Source organism: Pseudactinotalea sp., from assembly GCF_048594945.1.
In the GTDB taxonomy this organism is placed as follows: Bacteria; Actinomycetota; Actinomycetes; order Actinomycetales; family Beutenbergiaceae; genus Pseudactinotalea.
Window position 1 is genome coordinate 1 of record NZ_JBMDXJ010000286.1, and the last position, 11,256, is coordinate 11,256.

Here is an 11,256-nt window from a genome sequence, read left to right on the forward strand (position 1 = left end):
TACGAGCTGCGGCTGCAGCGCGAGCGGCAGAAGGTGCTCGGGCTGCTCGACGACATGGAGTCGCACCGGTTCCAGGTGTTCCGCTCGCTCACCTTGCTGCGCCAGCTCGCGCTCGACGCCGAGCTGGTGGAGGACGAGGCCGAGGCGCTCGAGGCGGCGCCGCCCTCCGCCAAGCTGGACGCGCTGGCGGAGCTGCTGAACGAGGCGGCGGCCGAGGGGCACCGGGTGCTGGTGTTCAGTCAGTTCACGCGGTTCCTGTCGAAAGCGCGCGACCGGGCCGAGGCCGCCGGGATCGCGACCGCCTACCTCGACGGCCGCACCCGCCGGCGCGAGGAGGCGATCGAGCGGTTCCGGGGTGGCGACGCGCCGGTGTTCTTCGTCTCGCTCAAGGCCGGCGGGTTCGGGCTCAACCTCACCGAGGCCGATTACGTGGTGCTCCTCGACCCGTGGTGGAACCCCGCGGCCGAGGCGCAGGCGATCGACCGCACCCACCGCATCGGTCAGACCCGCTCGGTGATGGTCTACCGGCTCGTCGCAGCCGACACCATCGAGGCCAAGGTGCTCGGCCTGTCCGCCCGCAAGGCGCAGCTGTTCGAGGACGTCCTCGACGGCGGAGAAGCCACCGCCGCTGGTCAGCTCACCGCCGAGGAGATTCGCGGCCTGGTGAGCTGATCACGCCGACGTCCGACTCCGTCGTCGCCGCAGAGGCAGTGCTCGAGGCCGCGACATGGTTGCGGGCGAGCACGCGCATCCGACCCGCTCAGCTATCGATCGTGGACATGTCGCCGTAGCGGTCCCCCACCGCGGATCCCCGCGGGACGGCCGTCTCGAGCTCCGTGACGAGATCGGGTGTGAGCGTGATCCCCGCCGCTCCCACGTTCTCCTCCAGGTACGCCACGCGCTTGGTGCCGGGAATCGGGGCGACGCCCACGCCGTCGACCCCGGAACGGCTCAGCACCCAGGCGAGAGCGAGCTGACCAGGTGTGCAGCCCAGACGATCGGCGATCGCGCGAACCCGGGCCACCAGCGCCAGGTTCGCCTCGAGAGCCTCCCCCTGAAAACGGGGGAAGTACCCGGAGGTGCGGGAGTCGCCGTCGGGCAGGTCACTCGGCGCCGAGATGGCGCCGGTGAGCAGCCCGCGACCTAGCGGCGAGTACGGGACCAGCCCGATGCCGAGTTCGGCGAGCACCGGCCAGACATCCTCCTCGAGGTCGCGCGTGAAGAGCGAGTACTCGGTCTGCAGCGCCGTGATCGGGTGCACCGCGTGGGCGCGGCGGATCGAGGCGCTGCTCGCCTCCGAGAGCCCGAGGTGGCGGACCTTGCCGGCTGTCACCAGCTCGCTCATGGCGCCCACGGTCTCCTCGATCGGCACCGCGAAGTCGACGCGGTGCTGGTAGTAGAGGTCGATGACGTCCACGCCGAGGCGCTGCAGCGAGGCGTCGCATGCGGCGCGCACGTACTCGGGGCGGCCGTTGACGCCGAGCATGGTGCCGTCGGGAAGCCGCTCGTTGCCGAACTTGGTGGCGAGCTGCACGGCGTCGCGGCCGGCCGCGCTGGAGGCGATGGCCCGGCCGACGAGCTGCTCGTTGGTGAACGGGCCGTACATATCGGCGGTGTCGAGGAAGGTGACGCCGAGGTCGAGGGCGTGGTGGATGGTGCGGGTGGCCGCGGCTTCGTCGGGGGTGCCGTAGAACTCGCTCATCCCCATGCAGCCGAGGCCGAGCGAGGACACGGTGAAGGCGGACGTCGTACCGAGAGTGGTCTGCTGAATGCTCATGCCCTCGAGTCAACGCCTTCGAGCGCGCTCGAAGTCAAGCCCTCCATCTCGAGGTGTTGCTTGTAGAGGGCGATCTTGCCCTCGATGGCCCCGAGGTGCTCGGTGATCTCGGCCAGCTGGGCGAGCACCCCCTGGCGGTGGGCTGTGAGCAGGGCGAGACGCTCATCCTCGTTGCCGTCGTCAGCGCGCACGAGATCGGCGTATCGGCGGATGTCGCGAATCGGCATCCCGGTGCCACGGAGGCAGCTGAGCATGACGATCCAGCGGACGTCGTCCTCGTCGTAGCTACGGCGTCCGCCCGAGTCGCGGGCGACCGGGCGCAACAACAGGTCGTCGCGCTCGTAGTAGCGGAGGGTGTGCGCGGTGAGGTCGGTGCGCTCGGCGACCTCGGCGATCGAGTAGGCCATGCGGCAGTGTGACTCTTCGAGTGCACTCGAAGTCAAGCGCTGCGGTGGTCGAGGTTGACTCCCGCACCACCGGGCCACGGCCGTAGCATGGGCGGTGACTCGACGTCGAGCCATCCGCGTCCCGATTCGAAGGCTCGTCGTCATGACCGATCTCTCCCCTGCACGTGTGCGCCTCGCCCTTCTCGCGCTCGCCCTCGGCGGGTTCGGTATCGGCACCACCGAGTTCGTGGCGATGGGGTTGCTGCCCGAGTTCGCGTCCGACCTGCTTCCCGAGGTCTGGGCGAGCGACTCCGAGCTCGCGACCGCGTCGGCCGGCCATCTGATCTCGGCCTACGCGCTCGGCGTGGTGGTGGGTGCGCCAACGATCGCGACCGTCGCGGCCCGGCTTCCGCGCCGCGCCCTGCTGCTCGGGCTCGCGGTCGCCTTCACGATCGCGACCGTGGCCTCCGCGCTCTCCCCCACCCACGAGGTCGCCTTGGTCGCCCGGTTCGTGGCAGGCCTGCCGCACGGTGCGTACTTCGGCGTCGCGTCGCTCGTGGCAGCCTCGCTCATGGGTCCGGGTAAGCGCGGTCAGGGCGTCGCGTTCGTGATGGCGGGTCTGACGGTCGCCAACGTCATCGGCGTGCCTCTGATCACGATGCTGGGTCAGCGCCAGGGATGGCAGGTCGCCTACCTCGCGGTCGCGGGGATCTTCGCTGCGACGGCGATCTCGATCGCCCTCGTGGTCCCGGCCCAGCCCGGAGACGCCGGCGCCACGGTGCGCCGCGAGCTCACCGCCATGCGCCGCGGCCAGGTGTGGTTGGCGCTCGCGATCGGTTCGCTCGGTTTCGGCGGCTTCTTCGCCGTGTACAGCTATATCTCGCCGCTCGCGACCGAGGTCGGCGACATCCCGACCGCAGCGGTGCCGTGGGTCCTGGCCACGATGGGCGTCGGCATGACGGTGGGGAACCTGCTCGGCGGCCGCCTCGCCGACCGGGGCTCGCTGCGCGGCATGCTCATCGGCTTCGTGCTGTTCATCGCGGCGCTCGGCCTGCTTGGCGTGATCTCGGGATCACCGGTGGGGCTGTTCGTGGGGATCTTCGCCGTCGGCACCACCGCGTGCCTGACCACGCCCTCCATCCAGACTCGCCTGATGGACGTCGCCGGCGAGAGTCAGACGCTCGCCGCCGCCCTCAATCACGCCGCCCTCAACATCGGCAACAGCCTCGGCGCCTTCCTCGGCGCCATGGTCATCGCTGCGGGACTCGGATTCGTCGCCCCCACCTGGCTCGGGCTCGGCATCGCCGTGCTCGGTCTGGGGATCGTGCTGAGTGCGCGCGCGGTCCAGGTCCGTACTGACAGGCAGCGCCCGACGGCGGTGTCCACGCCGGCGGTGACCGCCGGCTGATCGGGTCGTCGCCTCGGGCGACGTCCGGGGGTCAGCGGCCCCAGGCGGCGCGCATGCGCCGCTCGCGCGAGGCGCTGCGGGACTGCACCACGATGCCCACGATCGCCAGCACGAGGGCGACGATGCCCGCCCAGGTGGGGACGCCGTCGGGAACCTGCCCGGCCTGGAGATCGGCAAGAGCGACCCGCTCGAGGAGGATGAGCAGGCCGGTCACGGCGATGTTCGCCCCGGCGAGTCCGGTGAGCACGATGAGGATGCCGGCGGGGAGGTCGGTGACGATGGCGAGAACCACCATCAGCAGCGCCGCCGCGCCGCCCACCAGCCAGATCAGGGCCGGGCTGTCGACGCCGATCGCGGCGAGCACGCCGGTGGCGATGCTGAAGCCGAGCGACCCCATGCCCACCAGTACGGCGACTTGGTAGAACGCGTACGCGAGCGCGCCGAGCACGATCGCCCCGACGATCGCCGCCACCCACGCGAGCGCGGCGCCGAGGAAGCCCTCGCCGGTGACGCTTGCGACAATCCCCGCGCCGAGGAAGAACCCGACCCACGCGCCGAGCAGGCTGATGATCACCCGGAGCGCCGCGTAGCCGCGCAGGCACACGACCAGGCCGATGAGGATGCCGAGGATTCCGACGAGTGGTGCGCTCATGCCCGCCTCCAGTTGTGTAGGGCAAGGGTAGAGCGCCGGCGGGCGGGTCACGTCGAGGCGGGCGGAGAGCCGGTTATCCACAGGTTCGGGGGCAGCGGGTGGCGACGACGGGTGCTCGCGCGCCACCGTAGGACGCGAACGAGACACACAAGACCGCGGGGGACGAGATGAGCAGGTGGCAGCTGCAGCCGGACGCGATCACGTCCGTGCTCACCGCCGTCGAGGGCGATCTGGAGACGATGAACGGGGCGTGGTCGGCCGAGGCACTGGACGCCGTCTCGGCCAGCATGTCGGCGAGCGGGCCGGTCGGGGCAGACGTGCAGAGCGCACTCACGGCGGTGCTGAACTCGCAGGGGGAGCGGCTCGCGGCGATGGGAGGTCGAGTGAGTGCGGGGCTCGTGGGCGTGGAGTCGGCGGTCAACTGCTTCGAGGCGGGGCAGGAGGAGATGCTCGAGGAGTGCCAGACGCACATGGTCGCCTCGGCGGGATCCGGCGACTTCTCGTGGTGGTACGGGTACGAGCGGCCGGCGGGTGCGGTGTGAGCGGCGCCGACTCCCCGAGGGGATACGACGGGCTGATCGACCCGTCGCAGTTCCCGTTCCGGTCGGAGCAGATGGACCTTGAGTCGCTCGCGGACGCGGCGGAGACCGTGCGCGGGATGGGCACGGGGGTCAGCGAGGCGGCCGACGACCTCGTGGGCTCGTGGTCGCGGCTGCAGCCGGTGTACGGGGGCCCGCGTGAGGAGCAGGTGTGGGGTCTGATGTCGCCGGTGGCCGGCACTGCGGGCCGGCTCGAGAGCGACATGACGACGGCGGCGGGTCGGCTCGATGATCTCGCCTCCTCCCTGGTGGTGCTGAAGGCACAGATGGCTGACTTGGAGGAGCGGGCGACGGCGTTCCGCGCCAGCTGTCTGATCGGGGTTCGGGCGCCGGTCACCGAGGGCGCGGAGTTCGTGGTCACGCTCGGCACCGAGTGGGCGATCATCCCGTGGGACCAGGACACCGACACGGTGGCGAGGAACGAGGACCTGCTGCTCGAGCACGCCAAGCTCGTGGAGCGGATCACGACAGCCTCGGCCGAGTGCCACAACGCGTTGATGGACCTGGTGGCGTGGGCGACAGATGCACACGACGTCGAGGGCGTCAGTGCTCAGGAGTTGATGGATCGGCGCGTCGAGTACCCGTGGGGTACGCCGGTGGCTGAGGACCGGAACTGGGCGGAGTCGATCGGTCACGGCGCGTACATGTTCGGCTTCAACATCGCCGCCGGCGTCACTGGGTTGGCCCTGGGCTACGACCTCCGCATGGAGGAGTATCGGGACGGATACCGCGGGGAGCTGGCGGCGGGGCTGGGGAACGCGTGGCTGTCCTCGAGCGTGAGTGCGGCCTGGATGATGCTGGCGGCGAGCAGCCCGGGTGTTGCCTCCTGGGTCCAGGAGCAGATGCCTGACGATGCGCGACGGTGGCTGCACGACCGCCAGGTGGTGACGGCCAGCATGGGCGGCGACCTTGTCGGCGTCGACGTGCAGGCTCACCTGGCTGGCGAGGACGCACTGTGGCGCTGGCGCGAGGATGGCATCGCCACCGGCACCGAGTCCGTGCTCAACATCGGCTCGATGTTCGTGCCCTCCGGCGGTGCTGCGAGCGGTGCCCTGCGGACCGGCAGCTTCGGTGCCCGGCTGCTGCGCATCACCACCGGCGCCGCCGACTTCGTCATCCCCGGTACCAGCGCGCTCACCTACGGCGGCATTCGCGTCGCGTCAGGACTCCGGACAGCGATCACCCGGCTCGACGACGTCCCGGTCGTCCAGCCGAATGCCGCTGGCGTCGCTGGCGAGGTTGTGGACGCTGCTGATCCGAACACGATCGGCGTCGATCGGCCGCTCAGTGATGAGTTGTTCGGTGACGGGGTGGATGGCGGGGGTGGCAGTCTCGCTGGTGCCGAGAACGTCGACATTGGCCACGGCGGTACGTCACCTACCGACGCTCCGGCAATCCAGGTTGATCGCACCGACTACGCGACGACAGTCTCGTCCCAGAAGCAGGCCCGGCACGTGCTCGACTCACCGCGCTATTACGGCGGGGGCTACTTCGCAGAGCCGCAAGCTGCACAAGCAATACTCGACGCGTTTCATGACGGGTCCGCCGAAGTCCTCGGGCTGAAGCCGAACGGTGACGTCGTGCTCAGAGTAGAAGGAGTTACGGGGTTTCATGTCAGCGGCAGCTATCACGACCAGCTGACGAATGTGTTCTTTGTCAAGGGCACCGTCTCACCGAGCGTTGTACCGTACAACCCGGAATGGCTGCCACGGCCACCCCGGCCGTAGGCCAGAACGGATCTTGATGTTTCCCACCCCAGATGACTTGGGTCAGGTGCCTGTCTGGCCGACGTACCTGTACCTGCAGCTCGCGCGCGCGTCGATGGGGAATCTCTCCTCGCGGATCGTCATCGCAGGGCTCAAAGAGCAGGGCACGACGGTGACGCTCGGTTTCTACGTAGATCCGCCGCTGGCGGACGACTACCGCGAGATCGCCCAGATCATGGAGGAGTTCGACGACCTGACGGGCAACATCTTGGACGTTCGGGTCCAGGTGGATGAGTGGTATCCGGGTCAGGTCGACCGCGCGTTCTTCTGGACCCACCGCAGGTGGCTTGGCGAGGAGACGCTGGAGACTGAGAGCACCGGACAGATCGATCAGTTGAAGGTCCGTCGGATCTGACGCCTGGGCGTCCGGCGGCCATGCGACTGATGAACTGAGCGGCCTGAGGGCGACCGACCCGGTGCCTCTCAGTCGCAGTTGTCGCAGATCCCTGAGGCGGGGAGCTGCATGAAGCAGGTGGGGCAGATCTTGGGGGCTTCCTCCGCGGGCTTCTGCTTCTTCTCACGAGGCGCGCGGGGCTCGCGCGGCGCTCGCGGTGTGCGTGCCTTCTTCGCGGGGCCGGCCTCGGCGGCGGCCGCCTCCTTGGCTCGCGCGAGCGCATCGGCCTCGGCGATGGCCTCGGCCGGGACGTCGACGGCGTAGAGCCGGTAGCAGGCGAACCTCGCCAGGGCGGTGGCGTCGTCGACCTCGCCACCATCAGGCCGGTGCGAGACGAGCGAGGTGAGCGGTGGCAGACCGTCGGCGCGGCACCCGGCCACGACGATCGCGAGCACACCACCGATCCAGCTGCGGTACGGGCTGCGGTTGCGCAGGCCGGTGCGGGCCTGCACCTGCTCGGCGAGATCCGCGTAGGTGATCACGCCCAGGTAGTGGCCGGCGACGTCGGTGAGGATCTCCCGCGCCGCCCCCGCCCACTCGGTGGACCCTTCCGTGCTCTTGACCCAGCGTTCCTGCGGTGCCTGCTCCGTCATCCCCCTAGCGTTGCATCACCGCTCAACCCCTCAGGACGGGATCGGTGTGGCCCCGCTCACGCGCGACTGCGTCAGGTCCCGTCGGAGTTCGGGACCAGGTGCACATCCATCGCGACGATCTCGACCGGCGCCGCAGCGCTGGCACTCGCTCGCGGGGCTGGCGTGCCGTTGGTGTCAGTTTCTCAACGCTGTGCCTCGCCCAGGCTCGCGTCAGCGTGACTCAGCTGCCATATCGGCACGCCGGTCACGCCACAGTGGCCTTCGGCGTGACAGAGGTGCCGATACGGCACGCCAGTCACGCTTCAGCCCCCGATCGGGCTCCCGAGCCGATCCGTGATGAAGCTCGCGGCAACGCCGCGTCCGCAACCACGCCCCACGGATCAGTCAGGAGAGCCGGATAACCGGCCGCACGTGACAGATCTGCGGATCGACTCCGGGATTGGCGTGCCGTTGATGTCACGTCCGCAACGGTGCACCCGACCTTGGCGTCACCGGACGCAACCGAGCAGACCGAGCCGGGACACCGCCGTCGAACTCGACTGAGGAGGCAATGCCGTCGAGAGCGGCCATCTCCTCCTCGGACAGACGCAACGCACCCGCCGCGACGTTCTCCTCCAGGTGCGTCACCTGACCCGTACCGGGGATCGCGAGCACGTGCGGGCCGCGGTGAAGCGTCCACGCCAGCCGCACCTGCGAGGGTGTGGCGTCGTGGGCAGCGGCCACGTGGGCGACCACGTCCTCACCGGTGGTGTCGACCGCACCGCCGGGGATGGCGCCGGGTCGTGCCGCGCCCACCGCGAAGAACGGGACGAACGCGATGCCGAGCTCGCCGGTGAGGGCGAGCACGTCGTCGTCGGCTCGCTCGGTGAGCCCGTAGCGGTTCTGGACCTCGACGACCTGCGTGATCGCGACCGCCTCACGCAGCTGCTCAACGGAGACGTTCGAGACGCCGATGTGGCGCAGCAGACCGGCCTCCCGCAGCTCCATCAACGCGCCGACGTGATCGGCCACCGACCCCTCATCCTTGCCCAGCCCCGATCCCCAGCGCAGGTTGACGACGTCGAGCTGCTCCAGCCCGAGCTGGCGGATGTTCTCCTCGACTTGGCTACGGAGCTGATCGGGCCGCGCGTAGGGCTCGAACTCGCCGTCGCGGGATCGGCTGGCGCCGACCTTGGTGACGATCACCAGGTCGTCGGCGTACGGCTGCAGCGCTGCGCCGATCAGCTCGTTGGCCGAGCGCGTGGGCACGAAGTAGAAGGCAGCCGTGTCGATGTGGTTGACCCCGAGCTCGACGGCGCGGCGCAGGACCGCGATTGCGTCCTCTCGACGGCGTGGGGCCGGGTCCCAGGGCATGCCCGTGAGGCGCATCGCACCGAAGCCGATGCGGTTGACGGTGCGGTCGCCGAGCTGCCACGTGCCGGCGGTGTGCGGGGCGGTCTGGATGGTCATGGTGGGTCTCCTTGAGGGTCAGACGGCGAGTGAGAAGGAATCGAGCGTCGGGGTGCCGGTGAGTCGCTCGCTCAGGTCCCAGAGGCGTCGGGCGGACTCGGGGTCGATCGCATGAGGGGCGACGGCGGTGGGTGGGTTGGTCATGTCCACGGGACCGGTGCTGGGGTCGACTCGGGAGACATCGCCGTTGTGGAGGTAGACGCCGCCGATGCCGCCGAGCAGGGGGCTGGTGGCGGCGACCACGATCGTCGCGGCTCCCTGCTCGGGCGTCTTCACGCCCCGGGTGGGATCGATGATCGGCTCGCCCGCCTCGTCGATGAGCCGCATGGAGCGGCGGGCGACGTCGCCTGCGGAAGCGTTGAACGCCGTCGCCGGCACGATGCCGGGGTGCGCGGCGAAGGCGCGGATGCCCTCGGCCGCCCAGCGGCGGTCGAGCTCGACCGTGAACAGGATGTTCGCGGTCTTGGACTGCGCGTAGGCGAGATCGGCGCTGTGGCGCCCGGTGGTGAAGTGCGGGTCGTCCCAGAGGATGCCGGAGGACCGGTGGGCGCCGGAGGTGGTGGTGACCACGCGGGCACCGCGGGCGGCGCGCAGCACGGGGTGGAGGCCGAGGGTGAGCTGGAAGTGGCCGAGATGGTTCACGGCGAACTGCGTCTCGAAGCCGCGGGCGTCGTGGGCGAGCGGCCCGCCGGGTTGGCCGGCGTTGTTGACGAGGATGTGCAGCGGCTGACCGGAGCGGCGGTAGCGGGCGGTGAAGGCGTCGATCGAAGCGGGCGTGAGGAGGTCGAGCTGCTCCACCTCCACACGCCGAATCCCGAAGGTGGCGCGCTTGGCGCGCTCGGGGTCGCGGGCGGCAACGGTGACCCACGCGCCCGCCTCGCTGAGGGCACGGGTGGTGGCCAGCCCGATGCCGGAGTGGCCACCGGTGACGATCACGTTCTTGTCGGTGAGGTCGATGCCGGCGATCGCGTCGTGCGCCGTGGACGAGGCGGTGAAGCCGGTGCCGACGGGGTACTGGAAGTGAGTCATGCTCGTGGGTCCTTCCCTACGCTGAGGGTCAGCGCTACCATGAATGCGGAACGATGTTCCGGCTACGACTATACGGAACCATGTTCCGCTTTGGCAAGAGGGTGTGATGACGGAATCTGGAACGGGTGCGCCCGACAAGCGCGTGCGCGCCGATGCCCAGCGCAGCATGGACGCCCTGCTGACGGCCGCCGCCGAGGTCTTCGCCAGCTCCGGCGTGGACGCTCCCGTGCGTGAGATCACCGCGAAGGCGGGTGTCGGAACGGGCACGCTCTACCGCCACTACCCCGAGCGTGCGGATCTGGTGGCCGCGGTCTTCCGGCACGAGGTCGACGCCTGCGCCGACGCCGCTCCCGTCCTCGCCGAGCGGCACGAACCGATGGAGGCGCTCACCCGCTGGCTCGACCGGCTGCAGGGCTTCTTCGCCACCAAGCGCGGCCTCGCCGCAGCGCTGCACTCCGGCGACGCCGCCTATGACAGCCTTCCCGCGTACTTCCAGGCCAGGTTCGTCCCTGCGCTCGGCTCGCTGCTCGAGGCTGCCGTCGAGGCCGGTGAGATCCGAACCGATGCCCGACCCGAAGAGCTGCTCACCGCCGTCGCCCAGCTCAGCATGACCAAGCACCCAGCCGAGGACGGCTACACCGAGCGCATGACCCGACTCCTCGTCAACGGACTGCGCTACACCGACTGAACGACCCGACCCGGGACCAAGGTCCTGGGACCTGCTGGCAGGGTGGATGCCAGGTACGCCCCCTCTCGGAAGGACCCCCCGGCATGGTTGCCCTCACACTCGCGATCGGAAGCTTGCTCACCGCCACCGGCGTCGTCGCCTGGCTCGTCACGTCGATGAGCAGCATCACCTCGCTCATCCCGGCATTCGTGGGCGTGCTGCTGCTGATCGTCGGCCTGATCGCGCGCCGCGGCGAGAAGGTGCGCCGCCACGCGATGCACGCCGGCATGCTTGTCGCCCTGCTCGGCGCGCTCGGCTCGATCATGAACGTGGCGAAGATCGGCAGCCTGTTCGACGGCACCGCCGAGCGCCCCGCCGCCATCATCGTCAGCCTGATCATGTTCGTGACGCTCGTGGTCTACCTCGCCTTCGGAATCCGGTCCTTCGTGCAGGCGCGGAAGGCTCGGTCGGGCGCAGCCTCGGCCTGACCGCCACCTGGCCAGGCCAGCGGTGCGGATTCGACGCGCCGCACCGCT

At 69.9% G+C, this 11,256-nt stretch carries 13 protein-coding genes; 7 read left to right on the forward strand and 6 right to left on the reverse strand.

The window, feature by feature from the left end:
- Positions 1 to 672 (forward strand): DEAD/DEAH box helicase (locus tag ACOJSN_RS12375; protein WP_420112803.1); only part of this gene is annotated, 672 nt, incomplete at its 5' end.
- 88 nt (positions 673 to 760) lie between these two features.
- On the opposite strand, the gene ACOJSN_RS12380 is transcribed toward ACOJSN_RS12375, so the two are convergent.
- Positions 761 to 1,777, reverse strand: coding sequence for an aldo/keto reductase (locus ACOJSN_RS12380; protein ID WP_420112804.1), 1,017 nt, complete (start codon positions 1,775 to 1,777; stop codon positions 761 to 763).
- Positions 1,774 to 2,184, reverse strand: a complete 411-nt coding sequence (locus ACOJSN_RS12385; protein WP_420112805.1) for a MerR family transcriptional regulator — start codon at positions 2,182 to 2,184, stop codon at positions 1,774 to 1,776. The genes ACOJSN_RS12380 and ACOJSN_RS12385 overlap by 4 nt, the downstream gene beginning before the upstream one ends.
- A gap of 142 nt (positions 2,185 to 2,326) precedes the next feature.
- Here ACOJSN_RS12385 and ACOJSN_RS12390 point away from each other — a divergent pair, with 142 nt between their 5' ends.
- Positions 2,327 to 3,571, forward strand: coding sequence for an MFS transporter (locus ACOJSN_RS12390; RefSeq protein ID WP_420112806.1), 1,245 nt, complete (start codon positions 2,327 to 2,329; stop codon positions 3,569 to 3,571).
- 31 nt (positions 3,572 to 3,602) lie between these two features.
- On the opposite strand, the gene ACOJSN_RS12395 is transcribed toward ACOJSN_RS12390, so the two are convergent.
- Entirely contained in the window at positions 3,603 to 4,223 is a 621-nt protein-coding gene (locus ACOJSN_RS12395; RefSeq protein ID WP_420112807.1) for a hypothetical protein, read from the reverse strand.
- A 167-nt stretch (positions 4,224 to 4,390) separates the two neighbouring features.
- Between ACOJSN_RS12395 and ACOJSN_RS12400 the strand changes: the two genes are divergently transcribed.
- From ACOJSN_RS12400 to ACOJSN_RS12410, 3 genes are read left to right on the forward strand one after another with little or no spacing between them, the layout of a single operon-like run.
- On the forward strand, positions 4,391 to 4,765 hold the full coding sequence (locus tag ACOJSN_RS12400; RefSeq protein WP_420112808.1) for a DUF6507 family protein: 375 nt from the start codon (positions 4,391 to 4,393) through the stop codon (positions 4,763 to 4,765).
- Entirely contained in the window at positions 4,762 to 6,549 is a 1,788-nt protein-coding gene (locus tag ACOJSN_RS12405) for a hypothetical protein (protein ID WP_420112809.1), read from the forward strand. The genes ACOJSN_RS12400 and ACOJSN_RS12405 overlap by 4 nt, the downstream gene beginning before the upstream one ends.
- Positions 6,550 to 6,562: 13 nt before the next feature.
- Entirely contained in the window at positions 6,563 to 6,943 is a 381-nt protein-coding gene (locus ACOJSN_RS12410; RefSeq protein ID WP_420112810.1) for a hypothetical protein, read from the forward strand.
- Between the two features lie 68 nt (positions 6,944 to 7,011).
- Here ACOJSN_RS12410 and ACOJSN_RS12415 read toward each other — a convergent pair whose 3' ends face one another.
- The 3 genes from ACOJSN_RS12415 to ACOJSN_RS12425 all read right to left on the reverse strand — a co-directional run bounded on the left by ACOJSN_RS12415 (position 7,012) and on the right by ACOJSN_RS12425 (position 10,053).
- Positions 7,012 to 7,575: a hypothetical protein gene (locus ACOJSN_RS12415; protein ID WP_420112811.1), complete on the reverse strand. Its 564-nt coding sequence runs from the start codon at positions 7,573 to 7,575 to the stop codon at positions 7,012 to 7,014.
- Between the two features lie 456 nt (positions 7,576 to 8,031).
- Positions 8,032 to 9,024, reverse strand: a complete 993-nt coding sequence (locus ACOJSN_RS12420) for an oxidoreductase (protein ID WP_420112812.1) — start codon at positions 9,022 to 9,024, stop codon at positions 8,032 to 8,034.
- Between the two features lie 18 nt (positions 9,025 to 9,042).
- Positions 9,043 to 10,053 carry an SDR family NAD(P)-dependent oxidoreductase gene (locus tag ACOJSN_RS12425; protein WP_420112813.1) on the reverse strand — a complete coding sequence of 337 codons (1,011 nt, stop codon included), beginning with the start codon at positions 10,051 to 10,053 and terminating at the stop codon, positions 9,043 to 9,045.
- A gap of 106 nt (positions 10,054 to 10,159) precedes the next feature.
- Here ACOJSN_RS12425 and ACOJSN_RS12430 point away from each other — a divergent pair, with 106 nt between their 5' ends.
- Both ACOJSN_RS12430 and ACOJSN_RS12435 read left to right on the forward strand, forming a co-directional pair.
- On the forward strand, positions 10,160 to 10,741 hold the full coding sequence (locus tag ACOJSN_RS12430; protein WP_420112814.1) for a TetR/AcrR family transcriptional regulator: 582 nt from the start codon (positions 10,160 to 10,162) through the stop codon (positions 10,739 to 10,741).
- An 83-nt stretch (positions 10,742 to 10,824) separates the two neighbouring features.
- Positions 10,825 to 11,208: a hypothetical protein gene (locus ACOJSN_RS12435; protein ID WP_420112815.1), complete on the forward strand. Its 384-nt coding sequence runs from the start codon at positions 10,825 to 10,827 to the stop codon at positions 11,206 to 11,208.
- Positions 11,209 to 11,256: the final 48 nt, after the last annotated feature.